Raw genomic sequence first — 18,534 nt, 5'->3', positions numbered from 1 at the left:
AGCCACAGGGAAAGCGCATGAACGAAGAGATGTTACGCGAGGATCTCCTCGCGTCTTTTCAGCAATTACAGAAGCAATTTGATTCATCACTGAATGACGCCAAAGCGTTAGATGCCAAATTCGCCAGCCGCTACCAGAAATTTCACGCAACCCTCTCGGAGCTGTTGGCTGATGCGCGCGTCAAACTCCCGGCCTCCAGCCCGTTAAGCCACTCCCTTACTGAATTTATTGACGGGCTGGAAACACTGGATAGAGCCTGGAAAACCAAGCTTGAAAACCAAGATAAAGGGCTCAGTTTTCGGAAAAACTTCGAAGACTCCCTGCTGGTCTACGTCTATGGCAAAGTAAAATCGGGAAAAAGCTCACTGGGTAATTACATGGCCTGGGGCTATACCGATCCGACGCCGGAACAGCAGGATGGTAAAAAGCACGATTATCAAACCTACGAGAACTCGAATGCTGAAAACGGCGATGCACATAATGAAGCGGAACAGCAGGCAAAGTTTCGGGTTGGCGCAACCGAAGCCACAAGTTCTATCCAGAGTTTCCGTCTGCCGGGTCTGACCTGGGTTGATTCACCAGGCCTGCATTCGGTACGTGCCGAAAATGGTGAATTGGCCAAAGAGCATGCTGACCACGCTGATCTCATCCTCTACACCATGAAGTCTTCCGCACCGGGTCGCGCCAGCGATCTGGCGGAAATTCGCGACCTGTACAGCAAAGAAAAGAACATCATGCTGCTGCTCACCAGTAGCGACAAAAAAGCGCATGGTTGGGACAGCGAAAAAAATGAAGCGACAGAACGTTGCGTGATGAAGTCTGCTCAGGATCGCCAGCTTCAACGCGATTACGTCAAAAAAGAGCTTCAGGAAGCAAACCTCGATATCAGTAACGTTGAGATTTTGTCCCTCTCAGCACGCTATGCGGAACTGAATGCGGATAACCCGGAAGCCATTAGAGAGAGCGGTATGGGGCAACTGTTTGCCACATTGCACCAGATCTCCCAGGCACGTGGTGTGCGTATGAAGCGTGCCGTGCCTATGACCAATTTCAAAAACTTTCTCACTGGATGCATCAGTGAAGTGACGGAGTACCACAGGCTGACGGGTTCATTCGTCCAAGAGCTCGAGAAGCTGAGTGCGGGTTTGCCAAAACAAATGGTGCCCGCCATCCGTGAAGCACAGTCACAAATGCGCGCAGATATTCAGGCCACATTCGACACGCTGGCGGCCGGTCGCGATGACGAGTCGCAAGTAAATGCCGCCTTAAAACAGTCAAAATCTACGTGGGACAGCCAGATGGAAAAGCGTATTGGCAGTGCGCTGAACGCCATTCTGGCTGACGTAATGAAAGAGTTTAAGGCAACCATAACTGCAACATGGCAGACATCATCGCTCTCTTTGCCCACCTTCTCGGTAGAGAAAGTCACTGAACAGATCCCCGACGGTTATACCAAAGGTACACGAAGCCGAAACAGTGGCCTCGGTGGGTTAATTGGTGGCGGCTTGGGACTGTTACTGGGGCCAGTTGGCGTAGCCGTTGGGGCCAGTATCGGGGCCGGGTTAGGCGCGATGACGGGGAATAGCTCTCGACCGGGTATGCGTAATATCGAGGTGGCGGTTGGAGATAACCTCAACGACTTACGCACACGCGTACTGGATATTTATAACGAACGCATCGAAAAAGAGATTCAGCTGCAGGTCGATACCCATTTCAGCACTCTGCTCCGGGATATGGGCGACTCCTGTTCCACACTGGAAACGGAAATAAGGGATTTCAAAACCACACTGGCCGTGCTCAAGAAGAGCGCAGAAGACACATTAGTAAAAGAGGTGGGTTAACGAATGGAAATGTCAGCAGCAGCCCTTTTTGAAACCTATGACCTGGCAGCAAAGCTGGCAGGTCAATTCCCGGAACTGACTGAAAAATTCAACCCCATTCAAGATCAGTTTGAGGACAAGCGCAGCCAGCCCGATGCCAGCATCATGGTTTATGGTGTCTATAACGCAGGAAAGAGCACGCTTATCAACGCCCTTATTGGTGAGGAAGTCGCCGCAACGGGCGATATTCCACTTACCGATCGGGTTGATGCCTACCACTGGAATAACATCCTTATCCTTGATACGCCAGGGGTGGATGCCCCACTGGCGCACGAAAAAGTCACTCGTGAACAAATGCTAAAAGCAGATGCCATTATTTTCGTCGCTAATCCATCCGGAGCGGCCGAAGAGGAAAAGACGCTCCAGGTACTGATAGAGATCCTCCAGGCAAAAAAACAACTTTTTCTGGTACTCAATGAAAAAGACAAAATGGATGTGGAAGAATTTACGCGTCTGAAAAATGACATCCGCAGCCGTCTACAGGCACTTGCGGAAGAAAAGGGTATGCAGGAGGTATTGCATAACATCCCAATTCTACGCGTCAACGCCGAGATGGCGCTGCAAGCGAAACGGGAAAAGATAGACGGTCTGCTCAAGTTAAGTGCATTTCCCGCTTTTGAAGAGGCGCTCAAAACCTTTATCGATGGTATCGACAAGCAGGCTATCTACCGTCGCCTGAGCAGCGAACTGCGTCGATTTCTGGACCATTTGCTTGAGACGCTGAGCAATAAAACCACCAGTGAAACCGTCCGCGGCTACGATGCACTGCTTAAAAATATCGTTGAACAGCAACATCTCTGTCGCAAAACGATTGTCGATGAAATAAAACGTCAGCGCGATGTGATGTACCGCGGGAGTAAAGCCGCTCTCCGTCAGGATCCGGAACAGGCGCAAGCGAAAATTGAAGCCCTGTTTACCCAGGCCAGTGGGCAAGTCGAAGCGGTGCAAAGGCAGGAAACGGACTATCTGGTGCAGCGATTCCAGGATGATGTCGAAACTCTTGAAGACGCTATTCTGCGCCAGGCACAAGCCACTGCGACACATGATATTCCGCAAAAACCGGGTGAACAAACCCCTTCTGAATCGGGCGGGAATGATGCAAAGAACGGTCTGAATGCCGAAATGGTCAACCACGCGGTTACCTCTCTGGGCTCGCTTGCCAAACCTGAGCACGTAGTGACTGGCCTCAAATTGGTGAAAGACTGGTTGCCCTCGCTGATGAAAGGCATCGGACCAAAAACCATGGAGAAATGGGGTGCTGCCGTAATCGGAAAATGGATCCCTTACGTAGGCCCAGCTATCACGGTTATCAGTTCACTGTGGGACATTTTTGCCGAAGACAGTGAAAGCAAACAGGCGCGTGAACAAAGCGAACAGCAGCGCCGCGAGTGGGAACGCTATCAACAGGAAGTCGATGATTTTGCTCACACGACGGCAGCGCAATTCGAAGCCAATGCCATGCAATTAATTAATGATGCGCTAACCCCCTGGTTCAAGGAGGTCGTGGACAAAGTCAAAGCGTCGCGGGATATCGCCAGCAGTCAGGACCAGGCCATAGGTGACGCGCAGCTTGAAGCACAACGTTTGTTATTACAATTGCGTGATGTTGCATGAATGAACCACAGCTCACGCCTTTTCCGTGTAATGCCTGCGGCAAATGTTGCCGCAGGGTGAGTGCCAGCCCCGAAACGGCATTCCTTGATCGCGGGGACGGTGTTTGTCACCATTTCGTTGAAGAGACCCATCTGTGCGCTATCTACGCGTCCCGTCCGCTGGTTTGCCGGGTTGAAGAGTATTACCGGGCAAAACTGGCTGATGTTATTCCGTGGGATGAGTTTGTGCGTCTGAATGTCGCGATCTGCGAGAAACTTTAGCCGCGCTGGTCTCCGGCGCGCCCTTCATGTTAAGTTTTTATGACAACTCTCTCATCTCATTCATTATGACCATCACGGTTTTCTCTATTTTGCTGTTCGCCGCTTTGCTGCATGCAAGCTGGAATGCCATCGTCAAAGCAGGCAGCGATAAGCTCTACTCCGCCATCAGTGTGAGCGGCACCGCAGCGGCGATGGCCCTGATTATGCTCCCGTTCTCGCCTCAACCGGCGCTTGCCAGTGTTCCGTATTTAGCCGTTTCCTGTGCTTTGCAGGTGGTGTACACCGTGCTGGTCGCTCGGACCTACCAGGTGTCAGACATGAGCCAGACTTACCCGCTGATGCGCGGTACAGCACCACTTTTGGTGGCGCTGATTAGTGTGATTTTTCTTGGCGACTCACTCTCATCTCTGGCATGGGCGGGCATTGGGGTCATCTGCCTTTCAATACTCGGTATGGCCTGTAACGGCCGAAACCGTTCGCGGAAAGGGATCTGGCTGGCGCTGCTCAACTCCTGCTTTATTGCCGGGTATACGCTGGTCGACGGTACCGGAGTACGCCTCTCTGGCACGGCCCTGGGCTACACCCTCTGGACCTTTTTCCTGAACGGTTTTTGCTTATTACTTTGGGCAATGTTAATGCGCCGCCAGGAAGCGTCGCGCTACCTGATCACCCACTGGAAGAAAGGCGTACCAGGAGGCATCGGCACAATGGGCTCCTACGGGCTTGCGCTCTGGGCAATGACCCAGGCCCCGCTGGCGGTGGTCGCAGCGCTGCGTGAAACGTCCATTCTGTTTGGTGCTTTTATTGCCTTCGTTCTGCTTAAAGAGAAGGTTTCTGGCCTGCGCGTTGTCGCAGCCTGTGGCATTGCACTGGGGGCGATTCTGCTGCGTCTCTCCTGATAGCAGACTGGCAACAAATCTTGCCGAAAATCGTTTACAAAACCTGCCTGTTTCTCGCGACACTTTATGGTCGCCCTTCTTGTCTTGTCACATGACCGTGGTAGATTCCTCTCGCATTTTGCGGGTATGACAGCATCCTGTCCTTCGATATCTACTTTTGGCAATGTAATTCACGAATGAAAAGAGAACGTAACGTCAGTCTGCTTTTAATGCTGGTCCTGCTGGTGGCGGTCGGTCAGATGACACAGACCATTTATATTCCAGCCATTGCCGGTATGGCGCAGGATCTGAATGTGCGCGAAGGGGCGGTGCAAAGCGTGATGGCAGCCTACCTGCTCACCTACGGCGTCTCGCAGCTATTTTATGGCCCCATTGCCGACCGTGTTGGTCGTCGCCCGGCCATCCTGTTTGGCATGAGCCTCTTTATGCTGGCAACGCTGGTGGCGCTGTTTACGCAAAGTCTGACGGTGCTGATCATCGCCAGCGCCTTCCAGGGGATGGGCACCGGCGTCGGTGGGGTTATGGCGCGTACATTACCGCGCGATCTCTATTCGGGAACCGAGTTACGCCACGCCAACAGCCTGCTGAATATGGGAATTTTGATAAGCCCTCTGCTGGCCCCGCTGATCGGTGGTCTGCTGACAACGGTCTGGAGCTGGCGCGCCTGTTATCTCTTTTTGCTGGTGCTCTGTGCTGGCGTCACCTGGAGCATGGCACGCTGGATGCCGGAAACCCGCCCCTCCGGCACGCTCAAGATGAGCTTAATGACGCGCTACAAAACCCTGCTCGGCAACGGCATGTTCAACTGTTATTTACTGATGTTGATCGGTGGACTGGCAGGTATCGCGGTGTTCGAAGCCTGTTCCGGCGTGTTGATGGGCTCGGTACTGGGGCTCTCCAGCATGGCGGTCAGCATCCTGTTTATTCTGCCGATTCCCGCCGCCTTTTTCGGTGCCTGGTTTGCCGGGCGGCAAAATAAGCGTTTCTCAACGTTGATGTGGCAGGCCGTCATCAGTTGTTTACTGGCAGGGTTGATGATGTGGATCCCCGGCTGGTTTGGCGTGATGAGCCTCTGGACATTGCTGCTGCCCGCCGCGCTGTTCTTCTTTGGCGCAGGCATGCTCTTTCCCCTCGCCACCAGTGGCGCAATGGAGCCGTTCCCTTTTCTTGCGGGAACGGCCGGAGCACTGGTCGGGGGGATGCAAAACATGGGGTCAGGTGGACTGGCCTGGCTCTCGGCTAAACTGCCGCAGACCAGCCAGTTTAGCCTCGGGATGCTGATGACGTTCGCGGGGGTGCTGATTCTGTTGAGTTGGTTGCCGCTGGCGCTACGTCAGGGGCAACATGAACAGACTGTCTAGTGTTTCGATGGCCCGACTTCGCGTCGGGCTTTTCACATTCAGGGGAGATCATCAGTTTCAGTAAAGGCTCGGTGGTCGGACGCCAGTCCCCTTCTTCCCCATCATAAAATTGCGTATCGGTGTTAATCGCGTAGGGAATTTGCGCTTTATTCAGCTCACAGGCCATAAAAGTGGCGAAGGCAAGTTGTGACTCTACAGGCGCATTTTTGATGGTTTCCCCGACCGACCAGCCACCAACCCAGGTCGCGTGCCCGGTTTTCTGCTGCCAGCGTACCGCCATATTGATGCGCGCGCGGATTGCCGCTTTCTCTGCCGTCGTGCCCGACGTCCACGGATACTTGCCGCTATTCTTCAACGGTCCCCAGGGGAAAATATGCCACTCTGCCAGCAGGTAATTCTGGCTATGCGGTGGCAATTTCAGCGTATTGAGTTCTTCCGGTGCGGCGCGCAGTCGCGGAGCAATAAAGATCATGCGCTGGGGATTAATGTCGTGCACCGTACTGATAATGTTTTCGTAGGCACGATTGAGTGTCACCTGATCGCGATTAAGCTTATCCGCCGGGTCGTAAATCAGGTCGAATCCCAGCGTCGGGTGTCCGGTGCCGAAATACGTCGCCACCGTCGTCCACCACGCCACCAGCAATGCCTCATTCTTCACATTAGGGTCGGCTTTGAAGGCATCAGCCTGATAAGAGATGATGGGGATCAGGCCATTTTGCTCGCAGGCTTCCACCAGCTTACGCAGATGAATAAGTCGGGCTTCGGTCAGCGTATCGGCGACACGGATGCGCACATGGCGGATGCCTTCAGCGTAGAAGTCGCGGGCAACCAGCGGGTCAAATTCACGGATGCCGCGATCGGTCCGCGCCCAGTCAACGTCCATGCCAACACCTAACTCGCGGGCATAGCGTGCCGCCGTAAGCGGCGTATCAGCAGCAAACGCAGGGGTTCCGGCCAGGAGCAGAGCAACAGCTAACAGAGGTTTTAACACGATTAACCTTGCCAAAATCGGTGGTGATTACATGTATTTAGCATGCTTTTTGGTTTGAGGTGTAGTGTGAAAGCGTAATAAATTCTCAACGCTTCTCCACAATGGTCAGAGTCCTTCCAAACGCACGATGATATTAACCCGAAAGCTGTTTAAGCCACTGGATAAATGCCTCAATTTTAGGCCACTGTCTGCCCGGAAGCGTGGTGATGTAATAGTGCTGGTGGCATTTCAATGTCATTTCGCCAAAAGGAGCGATGAGCTCCCCGCTATAAAGACGCTTTTGCACCAACCGTTTTCGCCCCATCGCAACGCCAAGATGATTCATTGCCGCGATAACGGCTAAATCTGAACGATCGAAGCCAATCCCAGCAGATGTCGGCAAGTTGACCGCGAAATGCTGCGCCCAGCTATGCCATTCATCAGTGCCAGAGTCGTTACTCCACGCCTGACGATCGTGAAGTAGCGTGCAGTGTGGCAGGTTCACCAGCGTATTCGTTAAATCAAAACGGCGAGCGTAATCGGGGCTACAAACCGGCAGAATCGCCTCATCCATCAGGAAGTGGTGTGTCATCTGCGCTGATGGCACATCGTCAAATCGACGCCTGCCCGCTGCAAATTCACATTGTCATTGCCGGTAAGAATGGTGAGCGAAATCGAAGGATAACGACGGGAAAAATCCCCCAACGCAGGCACCAGCCAGCACTGGGCAATGGAAGGGCGAGAGTAGACCGTCAGGGTGCCGGAAAGCTCCTGATTTTTAATATCCAGGACTTCCTGGTTAAGCGTATCCAGTGAGGATTTCAGCGCCCAGAACACCCGCCTGCCTTCGTGGGTGAGTTCCACTTTGCGGTGCGATCGGACAAACAGCTGGATACCCAGCTCCTCTTCAAGCTGGTTAATACGGTGACTCACTGCACTCGGGCTGAGAGAAAGCTCATCCGCCGCCAGGGCGAACGATTCATGTCTGGCCGTGACCTCAAACGTGTACAGCCGGGATAACTGCCCACCGTTAAGCAGCCGATTTCTGATATCGCGAAGCGGTTCCATGCCAATCTCAAAATGGAGTGAATGTGCCGGAAAGGGTAATCAATCACGCCTGAAAAATCAGCGTCTGGATGATCAAAAACGAATCATCAAGCGAGATAAACGCTATTACCTGACCAAAATCACCCTTTTGATTCAATTTAGCTCATCTGAACGATGATTTTTATCGTTTGTCAGCCCACACCGTTTTTCAGTCCAATAACAGCAGGTTAATCACTGGGAAAGGTTGAACTATGCACTCTCAAATCTGGGTTGTGAGCACGTTGCTGATAAGCATCGTATTAATTGTTCTGACCATCGTGAAATTCAAGTTTCACCCGTTTCTGGCGCTATTGTTAGCCAGCTTTTTCGTGGGTGCGATGATGGGCATGGGCCCGCTGGAGATGGTCAATGCGGTTGAAAGCGGGATTGGCGGGACGCTGGGCTTTCTTGCTGCAGTCATCGGTCTTGGCACCATTCTTGGCAAAATGATGGAAGTATCCGGTGCGGCGGAGCGCATCGGTCTTACGCTTCAGCGCTGCCGCTGGCTCTCAACGGATGTCATCATGGTGCTGGTGGGGCTGATTTGCGGGATCACGCTGTTCGTTGAAGTTGGCGTTGTGCTGCTCATTCCTTTGGCGTTCTCGATTGCCAAAAAAACCCAAACGTCTTTGCTCAAGCTGGCAATTCCACTGTGTACCGCGCTGATGGCCGTGCATTGTGTCGTACCGCCGCACCCGGCTGCGCTGTTTGTGGCGAATAAACTGGGGGCCGACCTGGGTACAGTAATCGTCTACGGCCTGCTGGTTGGCCTGATGGCCTCATTAATTGGCGGTCCACTGTTCCTGAAATGTCTCGGCAATTGTCTGCCTTTCAAAGCGGTGCCCGCGGAATTTTCAGATCTTAAAATTCGGGATGAAAGCACGCTGCCATCCCTTGGCGCAACGCTGTTTACCGTACTGCTGCCTATTGGCCTGATGCTGGTGAAAACCGTTGCTGAGTTGAATATGGCAAAAGGCAGCTCGCTTTATACATTGCTGGAGTTTATCGGTAACCCCATCACCGCCATGTTCATCGCCGTCTTTGTGGCCTATTACATCCTTGGTCTGCGCCAGCATATCAGCATGGGCACACTGCTGACCCATACAGAAAACGGCTTTGGTTCGATTGCAAATATTCTGCTAATTATCGGTGCAGGCGGAGCGTTCAACGCGATACTCAAAAGCAGCGGACTGGCGGACACCCTGGCGGTGATCCTCTCAAATATGCATATGCATCCAATTCTGCTCGCCTGGCTGGTCGCGCTGATTCTGCACGCCGCAGTCGGTTCGGCAACGGTTGCGATGATGGGTGCAACGGCGATTGTCGCGCCGATGTTACCGCTCTACCCCAACGTTAGCCCGGAGATCATCGCCATTGCCATCGGTTCCGGGGCGATTGGCTGCACGATCGTGACAGACTCACTCTTCTGGCTGGTGAAGCAGTACTGCGGTGCCACCCTCAGTGAAACGTTCAGGTACTACACAACAGCAACATTTATCGCTTCAGTCGTTGCACTGGCGGTCACATTCCTGCTTTCCTTTATCATCTAAACGTAAAGAGACGTCCTATGGAAAACATGCAAACGCTCATCGCCCGGTATCCTTTGGTCAAGGATCTGGTCGCGCTCAAAGAAACGGCCTGGTTTAACCCCGGCACCACCTCTCTTGCGCAGGGTTTACCTTATGTTGGCCTGACGGAGCAGGACGTTCACGAAGCCCACGCGCGCCTGGCCCGTTTTGCCCCCTACCTGGCGAAAGCCTTCCCGGAAACCGCCGCCACGGGTGGGATAATTGAATCTGACGTGGTCGCCATTCCATTGATGCAAAAACGGCTGGAAAAGGAGTACGGGCAACGCATCAGCGGTGAGATGTTGCTGAAGAAAGACAGCCATCTGCCGATTTCCGGCTCCATTAAAGCCCGTGGTGGCATTTATGAAGTGCTGGCCCATGCGGAAAAACTGGCGCAGGAAGCGGGGCTATTGAGCACACAGGATGACTACAGCGTGCTGCTTTCCCCGGAATTCAAGCAGTTCTTTAGCCAGTACAGCATTGCGGTGGGGTCGACCGGCAACCTGGGGCTATCGATCGGCATCATGAGTGCCTGTATCGGCTTTAAGGTGACTGTGCATATGTCTGCCGACGCCCGGGCATGGAAAAAAGCCAAACTGCGCAGCCACGGCGTAACCGTCGTGGAATATGAAGAAGATTATGGCGTGGCGGTGGAACAGGGGCGCAAAGCGGCAGAAACAGATCCGAACTGCTTCTTTATTGACGACGAAAACTCCCGCACCCTGTTCCTGGGCTACGCGGTTGCCGGGCAGCGCCTGAAAGCCCAGTTCGCGCAGCAAGGGCGCGTGGTGGATGCTGACCATCCGCTGTTTGTTTACCTGCCCTGCGGCGTAGGCGGTGGACCTGGCGGGGTCGCTTTTGGCCTGAAGCTGGCGTTCGGTGACCACGTACACTGCTTCTTTGCTGAGCCGACGCACTCACCCTGCATGTTGCTGGGGGTTTACACCGGTCTGCACGATGAGATATCAGTTCAGGAAATTGGCATCGACAATGTGACGGCAGCAGATGGTCTCGCGGTTGGACGAGCATCGGGCTTTGTCGGGCGCGCAATGCAACGCCTGCTGGATGGTCTCTACACGCTTGATGATCAGACGATGTACGACCTGCTGGGCTTGCTGGCGCAGGAAGAGAACATTCGCCTGGAGCCGTCTGCGCTGGCCGGGATGCCGGGGCCACTGCATGTCTCCTCCAGTCGCGAATACCATCAAATGCACGGGTTAACCTCAGAACAGATGGCGAATGCGACACACGTTATCTGGGCGACAGGTGGTGGCATGGTGCCGGAGGCGGAGATGGCGCAGTATCTGGCGAAAGGACAGTTGTATCCTTAACAGGCTACAGCGCTAACAGGATGTGGCGCAGATGGTTCGCCGCAAAAAGCAGGGCGAGGGAGAGCACGGCCAGCGCAATGAGCAATTTATCGCGCACGGCTTTTGGCCTGGAAAAATCACTGCTCTCCACATCCATTAAGGTGCGTTTGTGCGTATAGCGCCACAGAACAGTCGCGACAGCGGCCAGAACGACGATTGAAACCCAGAACGTCACTCCGGATTGCTGCCAGTTATGTTTAACCGCAAAGGCCAGCAGGGCACTGTAGCCCAGAAACGTCCGCCACCATGCCAGTGACGTCCGCTCTGGCTGCAGGCCTGGGTCGGCTTCACGCCGCGCCTTACGGTTATCCCTCATACCAGACCAGCCCAATCACTACTGCCGCGACCGCCACCAGCACAATGCTGATAGTCAGCAAACTGCGGGTATAGGGTAAATCCTCTTTCAGCCGCATCGCTTTTTCGTTCTGCAGCCAACGCAGATAGCCGTAGACCGCCAGCCCACCGGAAAACAGGCAGAGCAGCAGCGCCAGTACCTGGCGAATCAGCGGGGTAGCGAACTCGGGAGCGAGTTGATCCAGCCCGACGCCCGCCGCCAGAAAGCCCAGCGCGGTGCGGATCCAGGCGAGAAAAGTACGCTCATTCGCCAGCGAGAAACGGTAATCCGGCGCTTCTCCCGGCAGGGAAGATTTCATGGAGGACTCCTTGTCCCGGCAGAGGCTCTCTGCCGGGAAACTGAATAGTGTTCGGGAACATGGTGAACACTTTTAGCATCCCTTTGGGCGGGATGCGAATGGTTGTACGCTAGCTTATCCCCCAGAATAGCACCGCCAGTAGTTGCGGTGTGATGATACGCAGGAACATCACCAGCGGATAAACGGTGGCATATGAGAGTGCAGCAGCACCACTGGTAGCATGTAGTCCGTTAGCAAACGCCAGTGCCGGAGGATCGGTCATCGACCCGGCCAGCATGCCGCACAAGGTCAGGTAGTTCATCTTGCCGAACAGGCGCGCCAGTACACCGACGGTCAAGAGCGGAATGGCAGTAATAAAGATGCCGTAACACATCCAGCTAATACCATCGCCATGGGTGAGCGTGGCGATAAAATCGCCGCCGGATTTCAGCCCGACGACCGCCAGAAACAGCACGATACCCAGTTCACGCAGCGCAAGGTTGGCGCTCGGCGGCATAAACCAGTAGAGCTTACCGATGCTGCCGATACGTCCAAGAATCAGCGCCATGATCAGTGGGCCGCCCGCCAGACCGAGTTTCAGCGCCACCGGGAACCCCGGCACAAAGACCGGAATCGACCCCAGTAACACGCCCAGGCCGATACCGATAAAGACCGGCAACATTTGCACCTGCTGGAGTTTGTGCTGCGCGTTACCCAGTTCATCAGCGACCGCATCAATGGCTGCCTGACGGCCCACAAGGTTCAGAATGTCACCAAACTGCAGGCTGGTGTCACTGCTCGCCACCAGTTCGACCCCGGCACGGTTGAGACGGGAAATCACCACGTCATAGCGCTCTTTAAAATGCAGATCGCGAATGCGTTTGCCGAGGACTTTTTCATTGGTGACCACGATACGCTCCACGCGTAAATCCGTGCCGCGTGTGGAGAGCGAGGTTTCCACCTCCTGACCCATCACAAGTTGCGCGCTATGCAGGTCTTTCGATAAGCCCACCAGATGCAGTAAATCGCCCAACTGAATTAAGGTGCCGGGAGAAGGTACCATCAGCGTTTCATCACGCTTCAGACGCGAGCAAATAATTTTGTCGCTGTTGAGAATCGGCACATCCTGAATCGCCATGTTATTCAGGTTCGGGTTTTCAACGCGAATGTTGATGGTTTTAATCAGTGAATTGCCATTGCTGACCCCGTCATCGTGGAGTTGGGCTTCACGTTCAACGTTGACGCGAAACCCGACGCGCAATAGCCACATGGTGAGCAAAATACCGCAAATGCCAAAGGGATAGGCCATTGCGTAGCTCATCCCCATCTGGTCGAGGATAGTCGTCGGTGTTCCTAAATCGTGAAGAATTTGCTGCCCGGCACCGAGCGCTGGCGTATTGGTCACCGCACCGGAAAAGATACCGAGGATCACCGGCAGCGGGATATTAAAGAGTTTGTGCAGAATCGCTGTGACCAGCCCGCCGAGGATAACAATCAGAATGGCGAACAGATTCAGACGCAGGCCCGAAACGCGCAGCGAGGCAAAAAAACCCGGCCCGACCTGAATACCAATGGTGTAAACAAAGAGAATGAGGCCGAACTCCTGAATGAAGTGCAGCATCGGGCTACTGAGCGTGACGCCCGCTTGATCGACAAAGTGCCCGACGATAATGCCGCCAAACAACACGCCGCCAATCCCAAAACCCACGCCGCGAATTTTGATGTTGCCGATCCACAATCCGACAACTGCGACCAGAGCCAGTACGCTTACAGTTAACGCTATATCACTCATGATGGTTCCCTGTGAATAACATTGTAAACACAAGGGATTCTCTCAGAGCGGCAGCGGGATGTATGGGCGATGGCGCACAAAAAAGCCCCGGCGACGCGGGGCTTTGTGGGGTAAATCAAACTATGGCTAGCTATTTAATGCCGGGCGCTCGCTAATAGCGATGCGCTGCGGCGCAATAGCTTCTGGCGCATTCCGGGTCAGATCGATATGCAGCAGCCCGTTGTTGAAGGTCGCGCCGGATACTTCCATATGCTCAGCCAGCGTAAAGCTAAGGGTGAAAGGTTGTACCACCAACCCCTGGTGCAGCCATTTTGGTTCGTTCGCCGGTTTTTCAGGCGTCCCTTTGATCACCAGACGCGTTCCCTCGAGCTGAATATCCAGCTCTTGCTGGCTAAAACCGGCCAGCGCCAGGGTAATGCGATAGTGATTATCATCGCCTTTTTCAATGTTGTAAGGCGGGAAAGATTGTTGCTCAGTGGTGTTTTGCAGGGCGTGAGCCAGTTTGTCAAAACCGATCCACTGACGCAGTAATGGGGATAAATCGTGGTTACGCATAGTCTGTTTCTCCTTCTGAGAAGCGAGTGAGTTCCTGCAAGCCTCGCGGCTCGCATATGCTCCCTGACGGCGAGCAAATTAGTTCAGGTAAATTCAGGTAATTAGTTAATCTCGATACGGCGCGGTTTGTTCGCTTCCGGGATCACACGTTCAAGATCGACATACAACAGGCCATTCACCAGATTCGCACCTTTCACGTGGATGTTTTCGGCGAGCTGGAATTTGCGCTCAAAGTTGCGCTCGGCAATGCCCTGATACAGATAGGTGCGCTCTTTCTGCTCGGCTGCATGCGCGCCTTTTACAATAAGAAGGTTATCCTGGGCGGTGATTTCCAGTTCGCTCTCTGCGAATCCGGCGACCGCAATCGCGATGCGATAGTTGTTTTCGTCAACCAATTCAACATTGTACGGAGGGTAGCCACCGTTACTTTGGCTCTGATTATTTTCCAGCAGGTTGAACAGGCGATCGAAACCAATAGCAGAACGATAAAGCGGAGAAAGATCGAAGTTACGCATGAGTAAAAGCTCCTGAAATCAGCGAGATAATTAATTGCCTTCCACTATGGACAGGCCGCTGTAGCACAACACCCTTCCGGCGTGTTTTCGGGCTACAATCTTAAAATTGGGTTAGTCACATCCTTTTCAAGGGTCATTTTCTGACTTTTTTTTGCAGTTTCTGGCGCTTTGCATAGACTGGGATCACAGCACAAAATGCCAAATTGCGAATGCCGCCACAGAGCGGAGCGCGAGGACTGGGTTTTTACAGCAAAGGCAGCTATAACGCCTGAAGCAGTCCTCATACTGCACATAACTATGATTGACTCATGATGAAAAAAATTCTGATAGCTTCAGCGTTACTTAGCGGGATGGTCTTAGTCAGCGGATGTTCCAGTGTCATGTCTCACACCGGCGGTAAAGAGGGTGTTTACCCTGGGATGAAAGCGAGTTCGACGATGCTCTCGGACGATGACACCAACATTGGCATGAAATCCCTGGTTGTTCTGGATATGCCGTTCACGGCGGTAATTGACACATTACTGCTGCCGTGGGACATGTTCCGCACCGACAGCTCTATCAAGTCACGGGTGGAAAAAAGCGAGCAAGCGAATCTTGCAACCAATAATGTGATTCCACCTGCGCCGATGCCGGCGCAGTGATTACAGGCCTGTTTCCGTCGTCCACAACTGACGGAAACCGCCCACCTCTTCCATCCAGGCGATCTGTTTTCCGTCCGGTGAGAACACGATCGCGTCTGCTGACGGGCAATTTCCGTGATCGGAAGTCAAAAAGGTTATTTCTCCACTCTGGGCGTCGCATCGGGCAATACGATTATCCGTCACAAAACCCAATACCTTCCCTGATGAATGCCAGTTGAAAGCAGACTGAATGCCGGTCAGCGAGTGGGTCAGTTGCTGCAGCTCCCCACCCTGAGGTGTGATTAACCAGAGCTGCACGATTCCTGCATCATCTCGCATCAGAAACGCAATATGCGTAGCCTGCGGATTGCTGCGTACCCAGTGACGCGGAACGTTAACCAGCCCCGGCCAGGCGCGCTGGTGAGTGAAGGTCAGGCGTTGCTGTAATACCCCTTTTGGTGGAGCAGGCAGGGTGGTTGCGGTGCCTTGCAGCGGCGCATCGCCCGGTTGTTTCCAGCCAGACTCGCTTTCTGGCAACGTCACAATAAACAGCTCCGGCACTTTCTCGCCTTTTATCGACAGAGTATCGCCAATGAACGCAATTTTGTCGTTGCCCACCCAACCCTCTTCGTAGGCGCGGTTGATGTCATCACTGCCTGGTTCTGGATTGACTGCTGTGTGGCTAATGAGCACGCTCCAGTGGCTACCTGCATATTCACGCGGATGAGCCCCCAGTGGTTGCACCGGGCCATATGGAACGGCCACCCCCACGTTTCGCAGGTCGCAACGGGCATCCCATTCATGCATCACATGATCGTTGTAGGTAAAACTCACGCGCTCACCATTGGGACTAAAAACATGTACATGGCTGCCTCCGCGCAACGCACCTGGGGTGAAAGGCGCGGTGATGTCCATGGCATCCAGATTGGCGGTTTGTCCTTGTGCAGTGACAACCCCGCGGCGGTGGTGGAAATCATAGTGCCAGTCGGCATCCGGGTTCTCTGGCCCATGGATAAAGACATATTTCTCGTCATCAGGATGAACGGTCACCACGCCTACATGCGCACCTTCAGGCGCCTTGTAGATAACCTCGACCTCACCGGTATGAATATTGACGCGCTCAATGGTTTCGCCAGTAAAAGAGGCGCCGGACGGACGCACATCAAACACCAGCCACTGGCTGTCAGGCGTCCAGGTATGAATATTAGTGAGTTGATGATTACGGGGGGCGGTGGTGATTTGTTTCATGTGATGGATGACCCTGATGCCATGTTTAGCATCAGGGTATCGCAAGGCAGAGGGATTAACCTACCCGTTTTACCTTCACTTCACCCTGACTTCACCGGAGCAAATTATTCTCCTCATCAATGAGAGGAGGGAATATGCAGCATTTTGACGTAGCCATTATTGGTCTGGGGCCTGCAGGCGCTGCGCTGGCCCGGCAGCTAGCGGGCAAGAAAAATGTGCTCGCGCTGGATAAAAAGCAGCAGCGAGGCACAGACGGGTTTATGAAACCCTGCGGCGGTTTGCTCGCGCCGGATGCGCAACGTTCGTTTATTCGTGCGGGAATTACGATGCCGAAGCATGTGATGGCCGATCCGCAGATTTTCAGCGTGCAAACGCTGGATGTGCAGACGGGCATAGAACGGAACTACCAGCGCAGCTATCTCAATATCGACAGGCATGCGTTTGATTTGTGGATGAAATCGCTAATTCCGGATTCGGTTACCGTTCATCACGATGCCTTATGCCGCAAAATCTGGCGCGACAATGAACTCTGGCATTTGCGTTATACGGTGGAAGGGGAAACCCATGACGCCACTGCCACATATCTTGTGGGCGGTGATGGCGCGAATTCTATGGTACGGCGTCAGCTATACCCGGATCATGAGATTCGAAAATATGTCGCGCTACAGCAGTGGTTTAAGGATACCCACCCGTCGCCGTTCTACTCCTGCGTGTTTGATAATCAAACAACCGATTGTTATGCATGGAGTATTTCCAAAGACGGTTATTTTATTTTTGGCGGTGCATTTGCCATGAAGGAAGGGCGTGAACAATTTGAAGCACTCAAAAATCGCCTGGTGCCTTTTGATTTCCGTTTTGGTGAGCCGGTAAAAAACGAAAAATGTACCGTGCTGTGCCCGTCCCGCTGGAAAGATTTTGTGTGCGGCAAAGAAAACGCCTTTTTGATTGGCGAAGCGGCAGGATTTATCAGCGCCAGTTCGCTGGAAGGGATCAGTTATGCGCTGGACAGCGCAGAGATTCTGGCCGGGGTACTGCAAGATGCGCCCGAGAGCGCCAATGCGGTTTATCAGCGTAAAACGCTGGGATTACGCATTAAATTGCTGGGAAAAGTGGTGAAAAACCGTTGTCTGACGACACCATGGATTCGCGGTGCAATCATGAAAAGTGGTGTAAGCCATATTCCTGTTCACCGGGAAGAGGCAACGCAGGCAAGGGCGTAATGGCCCTTGCCCATCGCGAGACTTAGTTCAGCACAAACTTCTCAATCGCGTAAGCTACGCCATCTTCGAGGTTCGATTTGGTGACAAAATTAGCCACCGCTTTCACTGAAGGAATGGCGTTATCCATTGCCACACCCATTCCTGCATATTCGATCATGGCGATGTCGTTTTCCTGGTCGCCAAGGGTCATGATCTCTTCCGGTTTGATGCCCAGCACGTCGGCCAGCGATTTCACACCAGTGCCTTTATTCACGCGCTTATCAAGAATTTCGAGGAAGTACGGCGCGCTTTTCAGCACGGTGTATTTCTCTTTCACTTCGGCCGGGATACGGGCAATCGCTTTATCCAGAATTTCCGGCTCATCGATCATCATCACTTTCAGGAACTCGGTGTTCGGATCCATTTTTTCCGGCTCACAGAACACCAGCGGGATAGTCGCGACATAGGATTCGTGCACTGTGTAGTAGCTGATATCTCGGTTGGCAGTGTAGAGCGTATTACGGTCTAACGCATGGAAATGAGAACCGACTTCGCGGGACAGTTTTTCCAGGTACAGGTAATCGTCATAACTCAGCGCAGTTTGTGTCACCGTGCTGCCGTCACTGGCATTTTGTACCAGCGCGCCGTTGTAGGTGATGCAGTAATCTCCTTCACGCTCCATATGCAACTCTTTGACGTACGCGTGGACACCGGCGTAAGGACGCCCGGTGGTCAGCACGACTTTGACGCCACGTTCACGAGCAGCCGCAATAGCGTTTTTAACAGCAGGAGAGATGGTATGGTCCGGCAACAACAACGTTCCGTCCATATCGATTGCGATAAGTTTGATAGCCATGAGATCCCCGGAGTAAATGATTCCAGACTCATGCTAACGCGATTTAGCTCAAAAAACAGCAAAAGAGTCGAGGGTAAAAGGGGCCAGGATCGCAGCGAGAGATTCCCCT

The 18,534-nt window shown here is 53.4% G+C and carries 17 protein-coding genes, 1 pseudogene and 1 other annotated feature; of the genes and pseudogenes, 9 read left to right on the top strand and 9 right to left on the bottom strand.

The genetic code is table 11. From position 1 onward, the window contains the following. The first annotated feature begins 17 nt into the window (after positions 1-17). The 5 genes from AC5JPW_RS00340 (at position 18) to emrD (ending at position 6,014) form a co-directional block, all read left to right on the top strand. Positions 18-1,841, top strand: a complete 1,824-nt coding sequence (locus AC5JPW_RS00340) for a dynamin family protein (RefSeq protein ID WP_494237648.1) — start codon at positions 18-20, stop codon at positions 1,839-1,841. A 3-nt stretch (positions 1,842-1,844) separates the two neighbouring features. After that, positions 1,845-3,494 (top strand): dynamin family protein, encoded by a 1,650-nt coding sequence (locus AC5JPW_RS00335; RefSeq protein WP_494237647.1) that lies wholly within the window; start codon positions 1,845-1,847, stop codon positions 3,492-3,494. After that, complete coding sequence (locus AC5JPW_RS00330; RefSeq protein ID WP_494237645.1) at positions 3,491-3,754, top strand: YkgJ family cysteine cluster protein; 264 nt, start codon at positions 3,491-3,493, stop codon at positions 3,752-3,754. Before AC5JPW_RS00335 ends, AC5JPW_RS00330 begins: the two co-directional genes overlap by 4 nt. Positions 3,755-3,819: 65 nt before the next feature. Next, positions 3,820-4,653, top strand: coding sequence for an EamA family transporter (locus AC5JPW_RS00325; protein WP_494238111.1), 834 nt, complete (start codon positions 3,820-3,822; stop codon positions 4,651-4,653). A 176-nt stretch (positions 4,654-4,829) separates the two neighbouring features. Further along, entirely contained in the window at positions 4,830-6,014 is a 1,185-nt protein-coding gene (gene emrD, locus AC5JPW_RS00320) for a multidrug efflux MFS transporter EmrD (protein ID WP_494237644.1), read from the top strand. On the opposite strand, the gene AC5JPW_RS00315 is transcribed toward emrD, so the two are convergent. Then, positions 5,917-7,005, bottom strand: coding sequence for a cellulase family glycosylhydrolase (locus AC5JPW_RS00315; protein ID WP_494237643.1), 1,089 nt, complete (start codon positions 7,003-7,005; stop codon positions 5,917-5,919). The genes emrD and AC5JPW_RS00315 overlap by 98 nt on opposite strands. A 133-nt stretch (positions 7,006-7,138) precedes the next feature. Beyond that, a pseudogene (gene dsdC / locus AC5JPW_RS00310) lies at positions 7,139-8,052 on the bottom strand (DNA-binding transcriptional regulator DsdC). 230 nt (positions 8,053-8,282) lie between these two features. On the opposite strand from dsdC, the gene dsdX reads away from it, so the two are divergent. Together dsdX and dsdA are read left to right on the top strand one after the other, a co-directional pair. Continuing rightward, complete coding sequence (gene dsdX, locus AC5JPW_RS00305) at positions 8,283-9,620, top strand: D-serine transporter DsdX (RefSeq protein WP_494237642.1); 1,338 nt, start codon at positions 8,283-8,285, stop codon at positions 9,618-9,620. Between the two features lie 17 nt (positions 9,621-9,637). Further along, positions 9,638-10,969 (top strand): D-serine ammonia-lyase, encoded by a 1,332-nt coding sequence (dsdA, locus tag AC5JPW_RS00300; protein WP_494237641.1) that lies wholly within the window; start codon positions 9,638-9,640, stop codon positions 10,967-10,969. 4 nt (positions 10,970-10,973) lie between these two features. Here dsdA and AC5JPW_RS00295 read toward each other — a convergent pair whose 3' ends face one another. From AC5JPW_RS00295 to ibpA, 5 genes are all read right to left on the bottom strand, one after another. Next, positions 10,974-11,324, bottom strand: coding sequence for a DUF202 domain-containing protein (locus AC5JPW_RS00295; protein ID WP_494237640.1), 351 nt, complete (start codon positions 11,322-11,324; stop codon positions 10,974-10,976). Continuing rightward, positions 11,314-11,661 carry a YidH family protein gene (locus AC5JPW_RS00290; protein WP_494237639.1) on the bottom strand — a complete coding sequence of 116 codons (348 nt, stop codon included), beginning with the start codon at positions 11,659-11,661 and terminating at the stop codon, positions 11,314-11,316. Before AC5JPW_RS00290 ends, AC5JPW_RS00295 begins: the two co-directional genes overlap by 11 nt. 109 nt (positions 11,662-11,770) lie before the next feature. Beyond that, complete coding sequence (locus tag AC5JPW_RS00285) at positions 11,771-13,432, bottom strand: putative transporter (RefSeq protein WP_494237638.1); 1,662 nt, start codon at positions 13,430-13,432, stop codon at positions 11,771-11,773. Between the two features lie 126 nt (positions 13,433-13,558). After that, the gene (gene ibpB, locus AC5JPW_RS00280; RefSeq protein WP_494237637.1) at positions 13,559-13,987 is read right to left on the bottom strand and encodes a small heat shock chaperone IbpB; all 429 of its coding nucleotides are present in this window, start codon (positions 13,985-13,987) and stop codon (positions 13,559-13,561) included. A gap of 101 nt (positions 13,988-14,088) precedes the next feature. Continuing rightward, positions 14,089-14,502 (bottom strand): small heat shock chaperone IbpA, encoded by a 414-nt coding sequence (gene ibpA / locus AC5JPW_RS00275; RefSeq protein ID WP_437433064.1) that lies wholly within the window; start codon positions 14,500-14,502, stop codon positions 14,089-14,091. Beyond that, positions 14,496-14,571 (bottom strand) — a sequence feature (ROSE (Repression Of Heat Shock gene Expression) occurs in the 5'-region of heat shock genes and acts as an RNA thermometer to modulate expression.). It overlaps the preceding gene by 7 nt. A 239-nt stretch (positions 14,572-14,810) precedes the next feature. On the opposite strand from ibpA, the gene AC5JPW_RS00270 reads away from it, so the two are divergent. Beyond that, positions 14,811-15,143 carry a YceK/YidQ family lipoprotein gene (locus AC5JPW_RS00270; protein ID WP_494237636.1) on the top strand — a complete coding sequence of 111 codons (333 nt, stop codon included), beginning with the start codon at positions 14,811-14,813 and terminating at the stop codon, positions 15,141-15,143. Here the strand turns inward: AC5JPW_RS00270 and AC5JPW_RS00265 are convergent, their stop codons facing one another. Continuing rightward, the gene (locus tag AC5JPW_RS00265) at positions 15,144-16,370 is read right to left on the bottom strand and encodes a YidR family protein (protein ID WP_494237635.1); all 1,227 of its coding nucleotides are present in this window, start codon (positions 16,368-16,370) and stop codon (positions 15,144-15,146) included. A gap of 134 nt (positions 16,371-16,504) precedes the next feature. On the opposite strand from AC5JPW_RS00265, the gene AC5JPW_RS00260 reads away from it, so the two are divergent. Then, the gene (locus AC5JPW_RS00260) at positions 16,505-17,590 is read left to right on the top strand and encodes an FAD-binding protein (RefSeq protein ID WP_494237634.1); all 1,086 of its coding nucleotides are present in this window, start codon (positions 16,505-16,507) and stop codon (positions 17,588-17,590) included. A 22-nt stretch (positions 17,591-17,612) separates the two neighbouring features. On the opposite strand, the gene yidA is transcribed toward AC5JPW_RS00260, so the two are convergent. Beyond that, positions 17,613-18,425, bottom strand: a complete 813-nt coding sequence (gene yidA / locus AC5JPW_RS00255) for a sugar-phosphatase (protein WP_494237633.1) — start codon at positions 18,423-18,425, stop codon at positions 17,613-17,615. Positions 18,426-18,534 lie beyond the last annotated feature (109 nt).

The sequence above is a fragment of the Phytobacter sp. genome (genome assembly GCF_059074235.1).
Note: the sequence above shows the minus strand (reverse complement) of the source record. Positions and strands in the feature narration are given on the sequence as shown.